The 20136-nt window shown below is 72.1% G+C and carries 17 protein-coding genes and 1 pseudogene; 8 read left to right on the forward strand and 10 right to left on the reverse strand.

Annotated elements, in window-relative coordinates; genetic code table 11:
- Positions 1-290: 290 nt before the first annotated feature.
- The 6 genes from GA0070624_RS04160 (at position 291) to GA0070624_RS04185 (ending at position 6744) form a co-directional block, all read left to right on the forward strand.
- Positions 291-1904: a protein kinase family protein gene (locus GA0070624_RS04160; protein ID WP_091336814.1), complete on the forward strand. Its 1614-nt coding sequence runs from the start codon at positions 291-293 to the stop codon at positions 1902-1904.
- A gap of 37 nt (positions 1905-1941) precedes the next feature.
- Complete coding sequence (gene sigM / locus GA0070624_RS04165) at positions 1942-2736, forward strand: RNA polymerase sigma factor SigM (protein ID WP_425413488.1); 795 nt, start codon at positions 1942-1944, stop codon at positions 2734-2736.
- Positions 2733-3845, forward strand: a complete 1113-nt coding sequence (locus tag GA0070624_RS04170) for a serine/threonine-protein kinase (RefSeq protein ID WP_091336819.1) — start codon at positions 2733-2735, stop codon at positions 3843-3845. The genes sigM and GA0070624_RS04170 overlap by 4 nt, the downstream gene beginning before the upstream one ends.
- 193 nt (positions 3846-4038) lie before the next feature.
- Positions 4039-4992, forward strand: coding sequence for a thioredoxin-disulfide reductase (trxB, locus tag GA0070624_RS04175; protein WP_091336820.1), 954 nt, complete (start codon positions 4039-4041; stop codon positions 4990-4992).
- Positions 4993-5033: 41 nt separating this feature from the next.
- On the forward strand, positions 5034-5357 hold the full coding sequence (gene trxA, locus GA0070624_RS04180) for a thioredoxin (protein ID WP_073836974.1): 324 nt from the start codon (positions 5034-5036) through the stop codon (positions 5355-5357).
- 229 nt (positions 5358-5586) lie between these two features.
- Positions 5587-6744 (forward strand): N-acetylmuramoyl-L-alanine amidase, encoded by a 1158-nt coding sequence (locus tag GA0070624_RS04185; protein ID WP_091336821.1) that lies wholly within the window; start codon positions 5587-5589, stop codon positions 6742-6744.
- A gap of 5 nt (positions 6745-6749) precedes the next feature.
- Here GA0070624_RS04185 and GA0070624_RS04190 read toward each other — a convergent pair whose 3' ends face one another.
- Positions 6750-7415, reverse strand: coding sequence for a GNAT family N-acetyltransferase (locus GA0070624_RS04190; protein WP_091336822.1), 666 nt, complete (start codon positions 7413-7415; stop codon positions 6750-6752).
- Between the two features lie 299 nt (positions 7416-7714).
- Between GA0070624_RS04190 and GA0070624_RS04195 the strand changes: the two genes are divergently transcribed.
- Positions 7715-9025 (forward strand): aminotransferase-like domain-containing protein, encoded by a 1311-nt coding sequence (locus GA0070624_RS04195; RefSeq protein WP_091336823.1) that lies wholly within the window; start codon positions 7715-7717, stop codon positions 9023-9025.
- Between the two features lie 7 nt (positions 9026-9032).
- Entirely contained in the window at positions 9033-10031 is a 999-nt protein-coding gene (locus GA0070624_RS04200) for a D-alanine--D-alanine ligase family protein (RefSeq protein ID WP_091336824.1), read from the forward strand.
- Positions 10032-10236: 205 nt separating this feature from the next.
- Here the strand turns inward: GA0070624_RS04200 and GA0070624_RS04205 are convergent.
- From GA0070624_RS04205 to rpmH, 9 genes and pseudogenes are all read right to left on the reverse strand, one after another.
- Positions 10237-10846, reverse strand: a pseudogene (locus GA0070624_RS04205) (hypothetical protein); the annotation flags it as partial.
- Positions 10847-13660: 2814 nt separating this feature from the next.
- The gene (locus tag GA0070624_RS04210) at positions 13661-14674 is read right to left on the reverse strand and encodes a ParB/RepB/Spo0J family partition protein (protein ID WP_091336825.1); all 1014 of its coding nucleotides are present in this window, start codon (positions 14672-14674) and stop codon (positions 13661-13663) included.
- Positions 14675-14701: 27 nt separating this feature from the next.
- Positions 14702-15715, reverse strand: a complete 1014-nt coding sequence (locus GA0070624_RS36315; RefSeq protein ID WP_425413536.1) for a ParA family protein — start codon at positions 15713-15715, stop codon at positions 14702-14704.
- A 604-nt stretch (positions 15716-16319) separates the two neighbouring features.
- Complete coding sequence (gene rsmG, locus GA0070624_RS04220; RefSeq protein WP_091336827.1) at positions 16320-17213, reverse strand: 16S rRNA (guanine(527)-N(7))-methyltransferase RsmG; 894 nt, start codon at positions 17211-17213, stop codon at positions 16320-16322.
- A 4-nt stretch (positions 17214-17217) separates the two neighbouring features.
- Entirely contained in the window at positions 17218-17799 is a 582-nt protein-coding gene (locus GA0070624_RS04225; RefSeq protein ID WP_091336828.1) for a Jag family protein, read from the reverse strand.
- A 211-nt stretch (positions 17800-18010) separates the two neighbouring features.
- Positions 18011-18991 carry a membrane protein insertase YidC gene (yidC, locus tag GA0070624_RS04230; protein ID WP_091336829.1) on the reverse strand — a complete coding sequence of 327 codons (981 nt, stop codon included), beginning with the start codon at positions 18989-18991 and terminating at the stop codon, positions 18011-18013.
- A gap of 3 nt (positions 18992-18994) precedes the next feature.
- Positions 18995-19234 (reverse strand): membrane protein insertion efficiency factor YidD, encoded by a 240-nt coding sequence (yidD, locus tag GA0070624_RS04235; protein ID WP_218105106.1) that lies wholly within the window; start codon positions 19232-19234, stop codon positions 18995-18997.
- A gap of 44 nt (positions 19235-19278) precedes the next feature.
- Positions 19279-19692, reverse strand: a complete 414-nt coding sequence (rnpA, locus tag GA0070624_RS04240; protein ID WP_091336831.1) for a ribonuclease P protein component — start codon at positions 19690-19692, stop codon at positions 19279-19281.
- 34 nt (positions 19693-19726) lie between these two features.
- On the reverse strand, positions 19727-19864 hold the full coding sequence (gene rpmH, locus GA0070624_RS04245; protein ID WP_013736606.1) for a 50S ribosomal protein L34: 138 nt from the start codon (positions 19862-19864) through the stop codon (positions 19727-19729).
- Positions 19865-20136: the final 272 nt, after the last annotated feature.

Here is a 20136-nt window from a genome sequence, read left to right on the forward strand (position 1 = left end):
GGGCAGCCGAACGGGGGGAATTCGGCGAGACGTCGCCGAGGCGGCCGCACCGGGTGTGCCCCTCCGCCGACTACTTGCGGTCAACCTCTAGATTGGCTGGTGCATGTGCCAGCAACGTGGCTGACCACGGTCGTAACCGGACGGACCGCCCCGTTGCTGGCGCCCCACCGGTAACGGCGGGAAGATGACATGTCGGGGAACCGGGCATCCCGGGTAAGGTCGCACTCGACGGGTACGGCGGGTGTCGACATCGGTCTGCCGGTTCCTTCGAAGGCAGAGCGGGAAGCCACATGCCCAGCAGCACGGGTCCATCGATCGACGCGATCACCGAGGGAGGACGGGTGACCCAGGTCGGCGAGGGTCAGGAGGCGGAGGAGAATGCTCCGCCGGTCATGACCTTCGGTGCTCCCACGGCCGGTGAGATCCTTGCCGAGCGGTACAAGCTGGTCGAGCACATCAACAACGACAGCGCCGGTCGGCTGGTCTGGCGCGGGGTCGACGTCGTACTGCGCCGTCCCGTCGCGGTGGTGCTGCGCTACCCCGGCGGTGACTCCGCCACCGAGATGCTCCAGGCCGCGGTCGCGGCCAGCCGGGTGATCCACCCCAACCTGGTGGGCGTCTACGACGCGATCGACGAGGCCGACCGGGCGTACGTGGTCCGCGAGTGGGTGGACGGTCAGTCTCTGCGGGAGCTGGTCGCCGCCGACGGACCGCTGGATCCGGCCCGGGCGACCACTATCGGCAACGCCGTCGCCAGCGCCCTCGCCGCGGTGCATCCGACCGGGATGGTGCACGGCAACGTCCACCCCGGCACGGTCATGATCAGCGATGACGGTCGGGTCGTGCTGGCCGACGCGCGGACCGACGGCGCGGACACCCAGGAGAGCGACATCCGGGCCGTCGGGGGCGTGCTCTACTTCGCCCTGACCGGGCACTGGCCGCACGGCGAGGCCCCGATGCGCGGCGCGACCGCCGGGCAGGGCCGCGCCGCCATCCCGGACGCCGTACGCGACGCCAGTGGCGCGATCGCCGCCCCCCGCCAGGTCCGGGCCGGCGTGCCCGCCTACCTCGACGACCTGACCATGGACCTGCTCGACCCCGAGATCGCCCCGCCGAGCTCGGACGTGCTGGCCGCCGAGCTCGGTCGGCTCGACATCCCGGCCGACGATCACTTCCTCGAGCAGGCGGGCCCGCTGCGCTTCGCGGCCGACACCGACGACCTGCCGTCGCCGCTGGCCGCTGCCGGTGGGCGCAAGGTCGCCCTGGGCATCGCCGCGACGCTGGCGGTCGCCCTGGTCGGCCTGCTCATCGGGATCAGCGTGCTGGGCGGCGACGACAAGAGCCCGAAGACGGAGCCGGTGGCCCGCCCGTCCAACACCGCCGCACCCGTCGACGAGCCCACCAAGCCAACGGAGACGGTACGCAAGCTGGCCGTCGAGGACGTTCGGATCATCGACCCGGACAGCCGGACCCGCAACGAGCTGAGCGACGCCGACAAGGTGATCGACGACAGCGAGGACGAGGGCTGGGAGACCGACACCTACACCAGGGCGAACTTCGGCAACTTCAAGCGTGGCATGGGCGTCTGGATCGACCTCGGCGCCCCGCACACGGTCAAGTCGGTGCAGGCGGTCCTCTCCGCCAGCGGCGCCACCGCCCGGCTCTACACCGGCACCAGCGACCCGGGCTCCAGCTCCGCCGGGGACAAGAAGCTGGTGACCGAGTACCTCAAGACGCCGATCGGCGACGGCTTCGCCCAGTACGACGGCACCACGATGACCTTCAGCAACGGCTTCGACCCGGACAAGAAGTACCGCTACCTGCTGTTCTGGATCACCGAGCTGCCCGCGAACGACCGGGGCTACAAGGTCGGTGTCCAGGAGATCACCGTCCAGGGGTCGTGAACCGGCCGCCGCTGCCCGGGCACCACACCGACCGGATGTGGTGATGGACGAGTGCGCCGAGCAGCGTGCACCGGCGGGTGGCGTGACCGGTACACCACCGGCCGGGCCGACGCGCGTCGGCCCGGAGGCGGCCGACATCGACCTGCTCCGCGCCCACGTGGCCGGCGACCGGGACGCCTTCACCGAGCTGTTCCACCGCCACCGGGACCGGCTCTGGGCGGTGGCGCTCCGGACGCTTGGCGACCGCGAGGAGGCGGCGGACGCCCTCCAGGACGCACTGCTCTCGGCCCACCGCGCGGCGGCCCGCTTCCGCGGTGATTCGGCGGTGACCACCTGGCTGCACCGGATCGTGGTGAACGCCTGCCTGGACCGGGTGCGCCGGCGGCAGGCGCAGGCGACGGTCCCGCTGCCGGACGGCGTCCACGGCGGCGGGGAGCCCGGCCGGCACACCGGCGGGGCGGAGCTGGCCGCTCCCGTCCGGGACCACGACACCGCGCTGGTGGTCCGGCAGGCACTGGCCGAACTGCCGGTCGAGCAGCGGGCCGCCCTGATCCTGGTCGACGTACAGGGCTATCCGGTCGCCGAGGTGGCCCGGATCCTCGGCGTGGCCGAAGGCACGGTCAAGAGCCGCTGTGCCCGCGGACGGGCCCGGCTGGCCACGCTCCTCGGTCACCTGCGTACCGGGTCCGACGAGGTGACCGAGGTGTCACCGTCGGCGGCCCGCGGCACCGCCGACGTGCCGCACGTCACCGCGGGGAACCCTGGGCCTCCCGAGGGCGTCGGATCGACGTCGGGATGGTCCGGCCGGGACGCCAGCCAGGAGGAGACGTGACGCCCGCGGAGTTCAGCGAGGTCGACCACGACCTGCTCGCCGACTACGTCGGCGGGGCGCTGGGCGGCACCCCGGAGCAGGCCACGGTCGCCCGCCTGATCGACGAGGACCCGGCCTGGGGCCGGGCGTACGCCGCCCTGGCCCCGGCGATGGAGCTGGTCCGGGCCGACCTGGCCGACTGGGCCGCCCCGGCACCGGAGATGCCGCTGGCCGTCGCCGACCGGATCGCCGCCGCGCTGGCCGGCGCCGGACCGGTGCCGACACCGGCCGGCCGGCCCGACGCGGACGGGCTGGTCCTGCGCGACGCCGCCGATCCGCACGATGCCGGTGGGCCGCTCCACGGCGGCGCCGACCGCACGGAGCTGGCCGCGAGCGACCACCCTGCCGGCTCGGACCTGCCCGCCCCGGTCGGCCGGGTGCCCGGGTCGGTGACCGTGCCTGCGCAGACCGCCGGTGGGCACCGGCGCACCGGCGGAGCGGGCCGACCGACCGAGGGCCCCGGCCGGAGCACCGGACCGGGTCGGCAGCCCCGACGCTGGGCCCGGATGGCCGGCCCGGTCGTCCTCGCGGCCGCCTCGATGACCGCCGTGGGACTGGGCGTCGGCCACTTGATCACCGCCGAGGGCGGCGGTGGGGCGGGGTTGACGGCGGACAGCGGCCGGGCCGAGAACGCGGCGAGCGCCGGTGCTCCCGCCCCACTGGCCGCCGAGCCGTTCCGGACGACCGGCCCGGCCCGACGTAGCGGCACCGAATACACCCCGGAGCGGTTGTCCGCTGGGAACCGGTCCGCGCTGCCCTCGCCCAACGGCAGGGACAAGAAGCAGTCGGCGGACGCGGCGCCGGGGGACCCGCGGCTCTCCGCCGCCGGCGGGCTCGACCGGCTCGCCGGCCCGGACGCGCTGAACGCCTGCCTCGCCGCGATCACCGCGGAGCACGCCGGCGGTCCGGTCACCGTCGACCTGGTCGACTACGCGTCCTTCCGGGGCCAGCCGGCGCTGGTCGTCACCTTCGTCGATGCCGGCGGTGCCCGCTGGGCCTGGGTGAGCGGACCGGAGTGCGGCGTACCCGGATCCGGAGCGGACACCCGCTTCCGTACGCGGGTAGGGTGAGGTCGCGGTCATCCGCGGCTCTCCTGCCACGTGACGTGACCCACCGGATGACCGGCTCGGGAATTCCCGCTTCGTACGATGACGTTCTGGAGGTCAGCGCCGACCGCCACTGAGCTGTCGGCACTCGGATCGGCATCGTCCCGGTGGCAGGTCAGCCGGAGCAGATGACGAACACACACATCGGGAGACGGCAGTGGACGAGGTCCGCAACCTGATCATCATCGGCTCCGGGCCGGCCGGTTACACGGCGGCGGTCTATGCCGCGCGCGCCAACCTCAAGCCGCTCGTCATCGAGGGCGTGCAGTCCGGCGGCGCGCTGATGACGACCACCGAGGTGGAAAACTTCCCCGGCTTCGCGGACGGCATCCTCGGTCCCGAGCTGATGGACAACATGCGCAAGCAGGCCGAACGGTTCGGTGCCGAGTTCCTGACCGACGACGTCACCCGCGTCGAACTGGTGGAGACCGGCGATACCGGCTCCGGCGCCGCCAGCACCGTCTGGGTGGGCGAGACCGCGTACCGGGCGAAGGCCGTCATCCTCGCCACCGGCTCCGCCTGGCGCCCGCTCGGCGTGCCCGGGGAGCAGGAGTACCTGGGCCACGGCGTGTCGTCCTGCGCCACCTGTGACGGCTTCTTCTTCCGCAACCAGCACATCGTCGTCGTCGGCGGCGGCGACTCGGCGATGGAGGAGGCGAGCTTCCTCACCCGGTTCGCCGAGTCGGTCACCATCATCCACCGCCGCGACTCGTTCCGCGCCAGCAAGATCATGGCTGAGCGGGCCACCGGCAACGACAAGATCAAGGTCGAGTGGAACACCGTGGTCGAGGAGATCCTGGGCGAGGACGGCAAGGTCAGCGGGGTCCGGGTCCGCAACGTGCACACCGGCGCGGCCAAGGTGCTCGACGTGACCGGCGTCTTCGTGGCGATCGGCCACGACCCGCGCAGCGAGCTCTTCCGGGGACAGGTGGAACTCGACAACGAGGGCTACGTGAAGGTGCAGGCGCCGAGCACCCGGACCAGCGTGCCCGGTGTCTTCGCCGCCGGTGACCTGGTCGACCACACCTACCGGCAGGCGATCACCGCGGCCGGGACGGGCTGTGCGGCCGCCCTGGACGCCGAGCGCTTCATCGCCACCCTGCAAGGCTGAAACATCTTCACAGAAACAAGTTCCCGGAGGAGGGGTTCATAGTGGGAGCAACCAAAGCGGTCACCGACGCAAGCTTCGCGAGCGATGTGCTGAAGTCCGACAAGCCGGTTCTGGTGGACTTCTGGGCGGAGTGGTGCGGGCCGTGCCGCAAGGTCTCGCCGCTGCTGGAAGAGATCGCGGGCGAGATGGGTGACCAGGTCACCATCGTCAAGCTCAACATCGACGAGAACCCTGAGACCGCCCGCACCTACCGGGTGATGTCCGTGCCGACCCTCACCATCTTCAAGAACGGCGAGCCGGTGCAGTCCATCGCGGGCGCCAAGCCGAAGGGCGAACTGGTCAAGCTCATCGAGTCGGCGCTCTGAGCCGACGCGCGACCCCGAACCCCCGTGCCCGATCGGGCACGGGGGTTCGTCTTTTCCGCTCGCCGCTCCGCCGTGGACGACGGTGACCTGCCGGAACCCGGAGCCGACCGGTAATCGGCCACGGTACGCTCCGTAAGCATGCGCAGCGAGGGGGCGACCTTCAGCGGAGTCTCGCCCCGCGCGACCGCGGGGCCACGCCCAGCCAGCATCCGTGCAGAGGGGGTCGTGAGTGCGTCCGATCCGACCCGGTGACCGGGGACCCGCGGTGACGGAGATCCGCAACATCCTCGCCGGCCTCGACCTGCTCCCGTCCGGCGGCCAAGAGGAGTTCGACGTCGAGACCGAACGCGCCGTCCGGGCATTCCAGCAGTCCCGCGGACTCAGCGTGGACGGGCGGGTCGGCGCGGAGACCTGGCGGGCGCTGGACGCCGCCCGCTGGCGGCTCGGCGCCCGCACGCTCTACCACGCCGTACCGGAACCGCTGATCGGCGAGGACGTCCGGTCGCTCCAGGAGCGCCTCCTGGAAATGGGGTACGACGTGGGCCGCGCCGACGCCATCTACGGCATCCGCACCTCCCGCGCGGTCGCCCAGTTCCAGCGGGAGATGGGGCTGAAGCCGGACGGCGCCTGCGGCCCGCACACCATGAGCGCGCTGCGCCGCCTCGGCCGGAAGGTGGTCGGCGGACGCCCGCAGTGGCTGCGCGAGTCCGACGCCATCCGGCAGGCCGGACCGACCCTGGTCGGCCGGACCGTGGTCATCGACCCGGGACACGGCGGCACCGACCCGGGGGTGGTGGTGCCGGACGGTCCGCTGCGCTGGACCGAGGCGGATCTGGTGCACGACCTGGCCCGCCGGCTGGAGGGGCGGCTCGCCGCCTCCGGGGTGCGGGTGCAGCTCACCCGCGGCCCGGCGCCCGCGACCTGCCTGCCGGACGTGGACCGGGCCCAGCTGGCCAACTCCCTCGGCGCCGACGTCTTCATCTCGCTGCACACGGACGGCCACGCCAACCCGGCGGCGAACGGGGTGGCCACCTACCACTACGGCACCGACAACGGCGTCACCTCGGCCACCGGGGAACGGCTGGCCGGGCTGGTGCAGCGGGAGATCGTGGCCCGCACCGGGCTGCGGGACTGCTGCACCCACGCCAAGGCGTGGGACCTGCTCCGGCTGACCAAGATGCCGGCGGTACGGGTCGAGGTCGGTTACCTGACCTCGCCGGAGGACCGCAGCCGCCTGGTGGACCCCCGGTTCCGGGACCGGGTGGTCGAGGCGATCGTCGCCGCAGTGCAGCGGATGTACTTCCCGATCGAGCGGGACGTGCCCACCGGCTCGATCGACGTGAGCGAACTGCGCGCGGTGGTCGCCGCCGGCACAGTGATGGACTGAGCCGCTCAGCCGGCCGCCGAGCGGGTGGCCGGGGCCGGGCGTACCGGGCGGAGCAGAGTCTCCGGGCTCATCGAGCCGAGCAGCTTCTCGAGCGCGTACTCGACGTCGGACTTCCAGCTCAACGCCGTGCGCAGTTCCAGGCGGAGGCGGGGGTAGCGGGGGTGCGGGCGGACCGTCTTGAAGCCCACCGAGAGGAAGAAGTCGGCCGGGGCGACGCACGCCCGGGTCGGGTCGTCCGCGTCGCCGAACTTGGCGTCGCCGAACGCCTCGATCGCCTTGATGCCGCGCTTGGTGAGGTCCCGGGCCACCCCCTGGACCAGCATCCGGCCCAGCCCGCCCCCGGCGAAGGCGGGTACCACGTTGGCGGTCATCAGCAGCGCCGCGTCGGCGGAGACCGGCGAGGTGGGGAAGGCCATCGAGCGGGGGACGTAGGCCGGTGGGGCGTACGTGACGAAGCCGGCCGGCATGCCGTCGACGTACGCCAGCTTGCCGCAGGAACCCCACTCCAGCAGGGTCTGGGAGACCCACGCCTCCTTCTCCAGCCCCGGGTCCCCGGCGGCGCAGGCCCGGTCCGCCGAGACCGGGTCCAGCTCCCAGTAGACGCACTGCCGGCAGGAACGGGGCAGGTCTTCCAGGGTGTCGAGGGTCAGACTGACCAGACGTCGCGACATCAGCGCATCCCCACAATTAGGCTCGGAGGTGAAACCACCGCGGTGTGACGCCGCCGCCTTTCTGCCCCCCCGACGAGCGATCGTACGCCCCCACCCGACCGTACGGGAGGAGACGCGCGAACGCCCACCCGAGCCGGTGACCACCGGTTCCGGGATGTGGATTTTCCCCACGCCACCACTCCGGTCCCGGCCCTCGGGGACTACGATCGGCCAACCGGCGTCCCGCCGCCGCCATGGTTGCCGGCATCGCGGGTACCACCCACGCAGGAGTCCAGCCGACACCCGATCGAGGTGATGTCATGACCGGCACGACGCTTGACGACTACACCGACCGGTACGCCCGTCGGGTCCGGGGGATGACCGCCTCCGAGATCCGGGCCCTCTTCGCGGTGGCCAACCGGCCGGAGGTCGTCTCGCTCGCCGGTGGCGCACCCTACATCGCGGCGCTGCCGCTGGACGCCGTCGGCGAGATGCTCGGCCGGCTCGGCGCCGAGCACGGGGCCACCACCCTGCAGTACGGCATCGGCCAGGGGACCCTTGAGCTGCGCGAGCGGATCTGCGAGGTGATGGCGCTCTCCGGGATCGACGCCGCCTGCGGCGCCTCGCCCGAGGACGTGGTGGTCACCGTCGGCGGCCAGCAGGCGCTGGACCTGGTGGCCCGACTCTTCCTGGATCCGGGTGACGTGGTGCTCGCCGAGGGCCCGACCTACGTCGGCGCGCTCGGCGTGTTCCAGGCCGCCCAGGCCCAGGTCGTGCACGTGCCGATGGACGACGAGGGGCTCATCCCGGAGGAGCTGGAGGCGGCCATCGCCGACCTGGCCCGCGCCGGCCGCCGGGTGAAGTTCCTCTACACCATCCCGACGTACCAGAACCCGACCGGCGTGACGCTGAGCGAGGAGCGCCGCGAGCGGGTGCTCGACATCTGCGAGCGCGCCGGCCTGCTGGTGGTGGAGGACGACCCGTACGGGCAGCTCGGTTTCGAGGAGGAGGCGCCGGCGCCGCTGCGGGCCCGCCGCCGGGACGGAGTCTTCTACCTCAGCACCTTCTCCAAGACCTTTGCCCCTGGCCTGCGGGTGGGCTGGATCCTGGCCCCGCACGCGGTCCGCGACAAGCTGGTCATCGCCAGCGAGGCGCAGATCCTCTGCCCCAGCGGGTACGCGCAGGCCGCCGTGTCGACGTACCTCGGCACCATGCCGTGGCGGGAGCAGCTGAAGGTCTACCGGGAGGTCTACCGGGAGCGCCGGGACGCGATGCTGGAGGCGCTCGAGGACCTGATGCCGGAGGGCACCACCTGGACCACTCCGGGCGGCGGCCTCTTCGTCTGGGCGACCCTGCCGGACGGCCTCGATGCCAAGGCCATGATGCCGCGGGCGATTGCCGCCCGGGTGGCGTACGTGCCGGGCACCGGCTTCTACGCGGACGGCGCCGGCAGCGGCAACATGCGGCTCAACTTCTCCTTCCCGCCGCCGGAGCGGATCCGGGAGGGCGTCCGCCGGCTGGCCGGGGTGATGGAGCAGGACATCGCGATGCGCCGGATCTTCGGAGCGGTGGGTGGGTCCGGACCGCGCCGACGGGCCGGCTCCGACGCGCCCGGTCCCGACTTGGCATGATTTCCGCATGGCCGTCAGCTCCGCCCCTCGGAATCTCGTGACCGACCCCGCCGTCGCCGCCGAACTGCACGTGCTGGTGCTCGCCGGTGGGCTCTCCTACGAGCGCGACGTCTCGCTCCGGTCCGGCCGCCGGGTGCTCGACGCGCTGCGCGCCGTCGGCGTCGAGGCGGAGCTGCGGGACGCCGACGTCGCGCTGCTGCCGGCCCTGGCGGCCGACCCGCCGGACGCCGTGATGATCGCCCTGCACGGCGCCACCGGTGAGGACGGCTCGCTGCGCGGCGTGCTGGACCTCTGCGACGTCCCCTACGTCGGCTGCGACGCCCGGGCGTCCCGGCTCGCATGGGACAAGCCGTCCGCCAAGGCGGTGCTCCGCGAGGCCGGCATCCCGACCCCGGACTGGGTGGCCCTGCCACACGACCGCTTCTCCGAGCTGGGCGCGGTGGCGGTGCTGGACCGGATCGTCGACCGGATCGGCCTGCCGTTGATGGTGAAGCCGGCGCAGGGCGGCTCCGGACTCGGCGCCGCGGTGGTCCGGGACGCCGGGTCGCTCCCGGCCGCGATGGTCGGCTGTTTCGCGTACGACCAGACGGCGCTGGTCGAGCGCTACGTGCCCGGCATGGACGTGGCCGTCTCGGTGATCGACCTGGGCGAAGGCCCGCAGGCGCTCCCCCCGGTGGAGATCGTGCCCCGCAACGGCGTCTACGACTACGCCGCCCGCTACACCGCCGGGCGGACCACCTGGCACGCCCCGGCCCGGCTCGACCCGGAGGTGACCGAGCGGGTGGCCGAGGTGGCGCTGGCCGCGCACACCGCGCTCGGCCTGCGCGACATCTCCCGGGTGGACCTGATCGTCGACGCGTCCGGGCAGCCGCACGTGCTGGAGGTCAACGTGTCCCCGGGGATGACCGAGACGTCCCTGCTGCCGCTGGCCGTCCAGGCGGCCGGTCTGGACTTCGGACGGGTGCTCGGCACGCTGGTGACCCGAGCCGCCACCCGCCGCCCGTAGCCGACCCTCGGGCTTCCTGCCGACCCGCCCGTCCCCACCGTCGTCCGCTGCCCGGCCGCCTATCGGCTCGGATGTCGGTACGGCCGGTGCTAACTCGTCCGGGAGGCGGCGTCCGGGTCGTTCGTCGCCGGGCCCGCGGGCTCCGGGATCTCCTCGGCGGCCTCGATCACGGAGGCGGCCTCCTCCTCATCGGCACCGGCGCTCTGGGACGGTGACGGGGAGAAGCTGGACGGCGCCTGCCACTGGATGCGCGGCGGTTCGGCCAGCGGACGACCGCCAAACTCGGCCAGCCACGCCGCGACCAGGGCGAGGTTTTCCCGCCACTGCGCCTCGGAGATGGGCGGCAGGATCGAGTCCCAGAGGGAGAGGAACGTGCCGCGCAGCTGGAGCCGCCCGTACGGCCGGGCGAGGAACCACATGTGCAGGTGCGCGGAACCGTCACCCCAGCGGTTGACGTGCACGCGGGCGACCCCGTCGAGCGACCGGATGGCCCGTTCCAGGCGTACCGTCATCACGCCCAGTTCGGCGGCGAGCAGGTTGGGCAGGTCGCCGAGGTCCAGGTGCGACCGCGACTCCAGGATGAGCACCATAGGCAGGCCGGTGGGTCGGTCCATGGCTCGGACCCGCCACCGCTCACCCACCCAGATGTAGGCCTCGTCGGGAGCGTTGCAGGCGGTGCATTCCCGACTTCCCTCGCCCCGGCGGGGAGGTTCGATCGGGACCGGGTCGTCGAGCTGCTTGACGCGGAGGTCGCCCTCGAAGGGGAAGGACGGCCACTGGGTGAAGTCCGGAACTGAGGGAGGGGTGTCGTGCACGACGCTGACCCTAACCGAGACGAGGACCGCCTGTCCCTACCTGATTCATCAGTCGTCACGAGGAACTTTCAACGCCCGTCGTCAATCCCGCTGCCATCGATACCGGGGCCGAGATCTTCGCCCTCAACGGTTGTCCACCGGGTTGTCCACAGGCAGCTCCGATCACCACCATGCCGCGTCATCCACAGGTCAGCGCGCATTTCTCCGCGTTGTTTCACGTGAAACGGGGCGGCCTGTGGAAAACCGCTGTGGATAACCAGGGGTGCTGAGACAGGGGCTCTCTCGGTCCTGCCAAGCCTGCCGGCTGAGCCCTCTCTTCCTAACGAGCGGGCGGGCGATCGGCACCGCCCGGGCCGATACATTTCCGAGCCGTCGAGGATGAGCCACTGGGCGCGTGGGGACGCGGATCGCCTGGCCTCGTCGCCCCCTCTTTCTCTCCGCTCGTCCTAACCGCCGCGCCGGTTGTAACCACCCCCGGCCTCGAACCACCGCCAGCCAACCACTGGCCGGCCCCCAACCACCGCCGTGCCGAACCTCGGCCTGACCTTGACCTGACGCAGGCTCAGGCGATCCGCCGGGCCGCCGCCCTCCCCCTCCGCGTTTCGGATTCGGACCGCCACTCGCCTCCGACCGCCACTCGCCTTTGCGCGTACGAGGAGCCCCACTCACCTCCGACCGCGAATCGCCTCGAACCGCCACTCGCTACGGAAGGACCGTCCGTGCCGTGAACCATCCCTGGCCATCTCCGGCGCCGGGGAGTTGAACGTCGGTGACTTCGACCGCTTGCCTCCGCCCGCGATTCGCCTCCGACGGCCGCTCGGTCGGGAGGACCTCGCTGGCCTCGGACCGCCACTCGCGTCCGACCGCTCTCCCGTCGGTGCGCCCGTCGGACCGGGCGGCCGTCGTCCCCCTTGGTCGGCTGCAGGCCGGTTCGCCTCGTGGACTCCGGGCACCTTCCGGGTCCGACCCGCGGCGGGGCCCTCCGACTCGGCTCCGCCAATTGGCCCAGTGAGGTGTCTCGGTCGATGACGGGCCCGGAGCCTGCCAACGCCCCTGTTTCACGTGAAACGGTGCCGCGTCGCAGGCGCTCGCCTGGACACCGCTCGCGCTCTGATCCTCTTCACTCGGGCCGCCTGAACAGAAGCTTGTCAACCGCCGCCAAGCACGAGCGATCGGCCATCCCGGTAGCGACGGGGCTCGGCGCCATCTCGGATAGGAACGCAAGGGGGCGACGGGCCCGACGCCGTCTCGGGTAGCGACGGGGCTCGGCGCCATCTCGGATAGCAACGCAAAGGAGCCTCGGGTCGGCATCGCCTGCGCCAAGCGCCGAGTGGTCCGGGACGTCCACCTCGCCAACCTAGTCAGGGTCGGAGTTGCCCTAGGTCGAGAGCTGGCGCCGCCTCGGCCGAAGGAAGGGCGGCGGATAGCACGGGATGAGCGGCGCCTGTCCAACTCGCGCGGCGCCACCCATCCGCCACCCACGCCTTGGGTCCGGGCCACAGCGTCATCGGCCGGGCAAACTCCAAGCGGGCCTGGCGGCCCATCACCGCGGGCGCGGCTAGATTGCCGGCCGTGAACGACGGGCCGGGTCAGTTCCATGTCGGTGGGGGGACACGTGGCTTCGGGCGCCACTCGATCCGCCGGAGGTGGGTAGTGGGGCGCCCCTTGGCGTCCTGCCCGGGATGCAACGGGCTAGCGCCGAAGGGTCGGGCAACGATGATCTGTTCGGCGCGCCCGAATTGGAGACACCTCTTGCCGTCCTCGGCAATCCTTCTGTTCTGCTGGCGGGCGCCAGGCTCCAGCGCCCTGCGGTCGCCCGTCGACGGGCCCGGGGTTGAGGCGGCGCTCGATGACGAGCGCACTCCTGGCGGCGTTGTTTCACGTGAAACCTTCCGCACCTCGATCGAGCCGGCATCCACCATCGCCAGGAGGGCATGATCCCCTGCCCCCACCGCAAGACCCGCCGCCCGCCATCGGATGCGAGAGCCGCGCCGCGCCGTAGACCACCAACCTGAGGTCGCTCCCCCTCTCGTTCTGCGACCCTCGAAACGCCGTCCGCCAGCCACCCCTTTCCGTTCTCAGCCGTCGCGGGCATTGCCACCCAGCCCGCCCGTTCAACGCGCCTCTTCGGCAGCCCCTCTTTTCACGTGAACGGCCGACGCCGACCGCAACTCCCCGACGGAGCTGACGCGAGGCGGACCGGCGCCAGGCCAGCCAGGTACCCGGCAACCCAGCCCACCGCGACCAGCCGGGCCGGCCGAAGGGGAGCCGGTCGAAGGGGGCCGGTCGAAGGGCGGCCGGTCCGAGCCGGGCCGGTCAAGCCGGGCCGGTCCAAGCCGGTCTAAGCCGGGCCGACGCCGGCCGGGCCGGTCCAAGCCGGACCGACGTCAGCCGGGCCAGCGAACCAAGAGTGGCAAACCCCGCATGGGCCGACCCTGAAGCGGGCAGCGGAGGCACGGGCCGAACCCGGAGTGGGCAGGGACGGAAACCCGGGAGGAGCCAACGACCGGGAGGACTCACCGACCGGAGACGAGCCACCCACCGCGGAGGACGTAGGGACCAAGGGACGGGGGACAGAAGTCGGAGCCACCAGGGTCGAGACCGCAGAGCTGCCACGCCCGGGGAGAGCCCTGAGATGCCCGCCAGGCCGACAAACAGCAACCGCCTGGACCGCTCTGCCCGAGACCCGCGACCGAAGCCCTGAAAGAAGGGAGAGCGGGGCGGGAGGCAGCCGAGGCGGCCCTGAAAACGGACCGGCCGCGTGGTCCCGTGAGGGCCACGCGGCCGGAGCCGGAGAAGTGCGCGGAGCGGTGCTCAGCCTTCGGGCTGTTCCTCCTGGCCGACGCCGATGATCCCGACGATCCGTTCCAGGTCGTCGACCGTGGCGAACTCGATCGTGATCTTGCCCTTGCTCCGGCCGATGTCGACCTTCACCCGGGTGTCGAACCGGTCGGAGAGCCGATCGGCGAGGTCGCTGAGTGCCGGGGCGTGCGGCTTGGTACGGCGCTTGGGGGTCGGCGTCTTCGCCGGCCCGTCGGCCAGTGCCAGCGCCACGAGCTCCTCGGTGGCGCGTACCGAGATGCCCTCGGCCACGATCCGCAGGGCGAGCTGTTCCTGCGCCTCCGCGTCGTCGAGGCTGAGCAGCGCCCGGGCGTGGCCGGCGGAGAGCACCCCGGCGGCCACCCGGCGCTGCACCTGCGCCGGGAGGTTCAGCAGCCGGATGGTGTTCGAGATCTGCGGTCGGCTCCGACCGATTCGTCGGGCAAGCTCCTCGTGGGTTGCACCGAACTCCTCCAGCAGCTGCTGGTACGCCGCGGCCTCTTCCAGCGGGTTCAGGTTCGCCCGGTGGATGTTCTCCAGGAGCGCGTCCCGGAGCATCGCGTCGTCCTTGGTGTCCCGGACGATGGCCGGGATGCTGTCCCGCCCGACCGCCTGGGCCGCTCGCCAGCGCCGCTCGCCCATGACGAGCTCGTACTTCTCGCCGTCGATCTGGCGCACGACGATGGGCTGAAGGAAGCCCACCTCCTGGATGGAGGTCTTCAGCTCCTCCAGCGCATCTTCGTCGAAGACCTGACGGGGCTGCTTGGGGTTCGGCACGATGGCGTCGACCGGGATCTCAGCGAACCGGGCTCCGGGCACCGGGCTCAGCTGCGACTCCGGCCCTGGCGTGGGGGAAACCGCAGCCGCCTGGGTGGCCGGGGCGGCCGCCGCAGTCGCGGCCACGCCGCCGGGCTGCTGAACGGTCGCCGGACCGGTGCCCTCCACCGGCGCGGTGGGAATGAGGGCACCGAGCCCTCGGCCCAGACCGCCGCGAGGACGGTTTTTCATGCGACGCCTCCCAGCGACTTCTCCGCACTACGCATTCCGGCTCACCGACTCCCTGACGCCCCGCTCGGCGATCTCCTGGGCGGCCTCGAAGTAGCTCGTCGCCCCCCGCGAACCGGGATCGTAGGTCATCACCGACTGCCCGTAGCTGGGTGCCTCGGACACCCGGACGTTGCGCGGGATCACCGCCTGGAGCACCTTGTCGCCGAAGTGGTTACGGACGTCCTGCTCCACCGCGTCGGCCAGCCGGGTCCGCCGGTCGTACATGGTGAGCAGGATGGTCGAGACCTCGAGCTTGGGGTTGAGGTGCTGGCGTACCAGGTTGATGTTGTTGATCAGCTGGTTGAGGCCCTCCAGCGCGTAGTACTCGCACTGAATCGGGATCAGCACCTCCTGCGCGGCCACCAGCGCGTTGACCGTCAGCAGGCCGAGCGAGGGCGGGCAGTCGATGAAGATGTAGTCGAAATGGCCGGGGAAGCCGGCGATCGCCCGGGCCAGCCGGGACTCACGAGCGACCACCGACACCAGCTCGATCTCGGCGCCGGCCAGGTCGATCGTGGCCGGTACGCACCAGAGGTTGGGGATCCCCTCGACGGTCTGCGCCACCTCCTCCAGCGGCACGCTGTCGATGAGGCAGTCGTACACGTCCGGGACGCCGGTGTGGTGCGGGACGTTGAGCCCGGTGGAGGCGTTGCCCTGCGGGTCCAGGTCGACCACGAGGACCCGGTTGCCGTGCAGGGCCAGTGCCACCGCGAGGTTCACCGTGGTCGTGGTCTTCCCCACGCCGCCCTTCTGGTTGGCGACGCACATCACCCGGGTCCGGTCGGGCCGAGGCATGCTCACCTCGCCACTGGGATTCAGAATCTGCACGGCGCGCATAGCCTCCATAGCCAACGGTGGGTCATCCTCTTCACGCGTCGGTGTTTCACGTGAAACGTACGTGCTGGCGGATTCCGCGCCGTAGCCGGCGGGTGGCGTGTCCGAGGGGATGCCCGCTCCCGGATCCGCGTCCGGCACCGCGTACGGCGTCGGCTGCTGCGGCACCGCGGTGCCGGGAGCGCCCGTCGGCGGTTCGAAGCGGGCGGAGGCAGCGGCGTTCCGGGGGACCGGGACCGGGCGCGAGACGGCGGCATTCGACGGCCGGTCGCTCTGCTCCTGCGCGTCCCGAACCGGCGGCAGGTTCACCGGGGCCGCGGACGTCGGGTGGGCCCCGCCCATCGACGGATTGTCCCGGCCAACCAGCGGATCGCAGTCCGTCGGCCGCGTGGACGGGCCCCGAGACTCTCCACCCACCGGCCAGCCCTGGTAGTCGGTTTCACGTGAAACGGGGCCGCCGGCAGAGATTCGTCCTCCTGGCCCGGTCACCCGTTGATCGTCATACCTGCCGTCGTCATGCACCTGTCATCCCTGCCCGCTCCGGATGGTCGGTCCGCACCCCGTCAATCGGCCGCACGCGCGCTGGCACCGCGCAACGTACGACCCGCGGGAACGGTCGAGGTCCGGTGCCACCCGGCACCGCCGTTCCACACTATCGACGCGCGGTCAGCCTACGGTGGACGGGCGCAGCGGGTCCACGTCGGGTTCTGATCGGTCAGCTCCGTCGGGCCATTTCCAGGACTGAACAGTCGACCCGCAAGCGGTTGCGGGGTCAGCGATCCCGGCCACGACCGCCGCGACGGCCGCCCCGCGAGCGCTTCGCCGGCGCCTTCTTGCGGGCCGGACCGACCACCCGTTCCCGCACGACCTCGATCACCGTCGCGGGCGGCTCGATCACGCCGACGCCACACCGGTGCAGTTCCGGTTCGCCACCGCCGAGCCGGGCCACCGCCTCCCCGTGCTCGGCGATCTCCTCGGCCGCGGACGCACCCTTCAGCGCGACCAGTCGGCCCCCCGCCACGACCAGCGGGAGACACCAGCCGGCGAGCCGGTCCAGTGGTGCCACAGCGCGGGAGGTGACGATCTCGCCGCTGAGCGGCGGCCGGTCGGCCGAACCCGTCGCGGCCTCCTCCGCGCGTCCCCGGAACACCCGCACCATCTTGGTGAGCCCAAGGTGCTGCACCGCTTCGATGAGGAAGGCGGTACGCCGGGCGAGCGGCTCGATCAGCGTGACCGTGAGATCGGGCCGCGCGATCGCCAGCACCAGACCGGGCAGCCCGGCGCCGGAGCCGACGTCCAGCACGCTCGCGCCCTCGGGGATCCGCTCCGCCATCGCCGCGCAGTTCAGCACGTGCCGCTCCCAGATCCGGGGCGCCTCCCGGGGGCCGATCAGGCCGCGGACCACGCCGTCCGTCGCCAGGAGTTCCGCGTACGCGGCGGCCAGGTCGAGCCGGTCGCCGAAGAGGGTGCGGGCCGCCTTCGCCAACTCGGGCGGGAGCGTCACGTCGCCCGGCGACAGGCGATCGACCGCACCGTCGCGCGGATCCGCCGCGGGCGCACCCGCTTCGGCCGAGCCCGCCGAGAAGCCGGGCCGGACAGGCGACGGCCCGGGCGGCGTACCACCCGGGCCGGACACGGCATCCGCCGTGGCGTCGTCGCGAGTCACCAGGTCAGTCCGCCGCCCGGACGACGATGCGCCGGTTCGGCTCGACGCCCTCGGACTCGCTCACCACGCCGCTCATCGCGTTCACCACGTCGTGGACGCACTTGCGCTCGAACGCGGACATCGGCTCCAGCCGCACCGGCTCGCCGTACTCCTTGACCTTCTCCACGGCGTTCTTGGCGACGGCGGCGAGCTCCTTGCGGCGGTTGGCCCGGTAACCCCCGACGTCGAGCAGCAGCCGGCTCGGCGAGCCGGTCTGCCGGAAGACCGCCAGCCGGGTCAGCTCCTGGAGCGCCTCCAGGGTGGCGCCGCGCTGGCCGACCAGGTTCTGCAGGTGGGCGCCGACCACCTCGACGACCGGCCGGCCACCGGAGACCAGCTCGTCGATGTCGCCGTCGTAGTCGAGGATGTCGAGCAGCCCCTCGACGTAGTCGGCGGCGATCTCGCTCTGCCGGAACAGGTCGCTCTCGGCCGGCGCCTTCTTCTCCCGAGCCTCGGCTTCGGTCTCGTCGACCTCCTCGGCAACGGCAGCCGGCGCGGTCTCCTCGTCCAGGGACTGATCGGCGCTGGGGATGCTGGTGTCGGTCACGGTGTCATCTCCGTACTCGCTCGGCCGGACCGTCGGGTCCGCTGGTCTCCCGGGGCCGGCGGGAGGTCGCCGGTGCCCGCGGGCACGTCTGTAAGGGCCAGTTTCGCCCGTGACCGCGCTTCGCGCGGCGGTTCCGGACCGGCGCCGACCGTACGGTGGCTGCGCGGTGCCGGATCGGGGCCGCCACCAAGGCGGTGGCGGCCCCCGTGGCTCAACGCCGCTTGGCCGGGCGGCCCTTCTTCGGGTTGACCGGCTTGGCGCCCGGCTTGGGGCCGGCCACCTTGGGGGTGGTCACCTGCGGCTTTGCGGGCGCCTGGGCGGGCTTGCCCCGACCGAGCAGCCCACCGGCCTTCGTCGGCTGAGCCGGGCCGCGGGCACCGGCGCCCGGCTTGGCGCCGGTGGGCACCAGCGGCGGGAACTTGCGGAGCACCCACTGCTGCTGACCGAGGGTGAAGAGGTTGTTGGTGACCCAGTAGATGATCACGCCGATCGGGAAGATCGCGCCGGAGACCAGCAGCGACAGGGGGATGCCGTAGAGCATCAGCCGCTGGACCATCCGCTGCTGCGGGTCGTCCGCCCAGCCGGTCTTGAGAATCATCTGACGGCTGGTCAGGAAGGTGGTGGTGATCATGATCAGGACCAGGATCCCGGCGATCAGCTTGACCGTACCGCCGTTGGCGCCGAGGCGGGCCAGCTCGTCGGCGGTCGAGCCGAACTTGCCGGCGATCGGCGCGGTGAAGAGATTGGCGTGCGAGGCGCTGTTGAACTGCTCGACGGTCCAGCCGTAGAGGGTCTTGTTCTCCTTGGCCGGGTCCAGCCGGCGCAGCACGTGGAAGAGGCCGAGGAAGACCGGAGCCTGAAGGAAGATCGGAAGGCAGCCCATCAGCGGGTTGGCCTTCTCCTTCCGGTAGAGCTCCATCATCTCCTTCTGGAGCGTCTCCCGGTCACCCTTGTGCTTCTCCTGGAGCTCCTTCACCTTCGGCTGGAGCGCCTGCATCGCCCGCTGCGACTTGATCTGCTTGACGAAGATCGGGAACAGGATGACCCGGATCGTCACCACCAGGAAGATGATGGCGAGGATCCAGGACCAGTTCGTCCCGATCACCGCGCCGGTCGGCACGATGGCGTCCCAGGCCGAGTGCCAGGTCAGCAGGATCCACGAGATCGCGTAGTAGATCCAGTCGAGACTCAATTCTCAGGCTCCAGTCACATCGGCGCGGCGGTTACCGCCCGGCTCCGGCACCGGGTCGTGTCCACCTGGATGAAAGGGGTGGCAGCGCGACAGCCGTCGGACCGTCAGCGCGGTTCCCCGGAGTGCGCCGTGTCGAGCCACCGCCTCGACGGCGTACGCACTGCATGACGGGTAGAACCGACAGCGGGCCGGCAGCGCCGGGCTTATCCAACGACGGTACGCGACGATGGGCGCAATCAGCACTCGGGCACCGGTTGTCGTGGGCCGCGGGGCGGCGTTTTCGCTGCTCACCGCGACCGCCGGCCCCGGGGCGCCCGGGCTGCGGCGAGGGCGGCGTCCAGGTCGGCTCCGAGCCGGGCGTACGACGCCTCGGCGGCGCCCGGCAGCGCCCGGACCACCAGGGTGCTGCCGGCGGGGAGCTCGGCGAGGCGCTCCCGGACCAGGTGGCGCAGCCGGCGGCGGACCTTGTTGCGGACCACGGCCTTCCCGACGGCCTTGGACACGACGAAGCCGGCGCGGGTCGGTGCGGATGTCTCCGCACCGGCACCCCGCGCCGGCTCCGGCGAGATTGTCGCGGTGGGTCCGGCCGTCGAGGGGAGGGTCAGGTGCACCACGACGGCGCCCCGGCCGACGCGGCGGCCACCCCGGACCGCTGCGGCGAAGTCGCTACTGCGCCGCAGTCGCTGTGCGGCCGCCAGCACGACTCCCCACGTCCCCGAACCGGACCGGTCGGCCTCAGGCCGACAGGCGGGCGCGACCCTTGGCGCGACGGGTCGAGATGATGGCGCGGCCGGCCCGGGTGCGCATGCGCAGCCGGAAGCCGTGGGTCTTCGCGCGCCGGCGGTTGTTCGGCTGGTAGGTGCGCTTGCTCACGTCAGGCTCTCCGTTTTCGTACGCCCCGCGCGCGGCATCGCCCGGGGTCGTGTGGTGGTCCAGGCCACCTCGGCGGTGGCCCCCGATCGGTGCTGCCCGGCGACGCGGGACCTCGGCGATGCGGGGAAGCGACCGCGGACAGCAAGCACCCATCACCCTAGCAGAGGGCGAGAGAGCAGCCGCTCCAGCCTACGCAGGGGAGCAATGACCGTCAAACATCACACCTAGGGCATCGGCGGCGCCGGGAGCGCGACCGAAGGGGCGGTTTTCAC

Origin of the sequence: Micromonospora rhizosphaerae, assembly GCF_900091465.1 — a bacterium.
Lineage (GTDB): Bacteria > Actinomycetota > Actinomycetes > Mycobacteriales > Micromonosporaceae > Micromonospora > Micromonospora rhizosphaerae.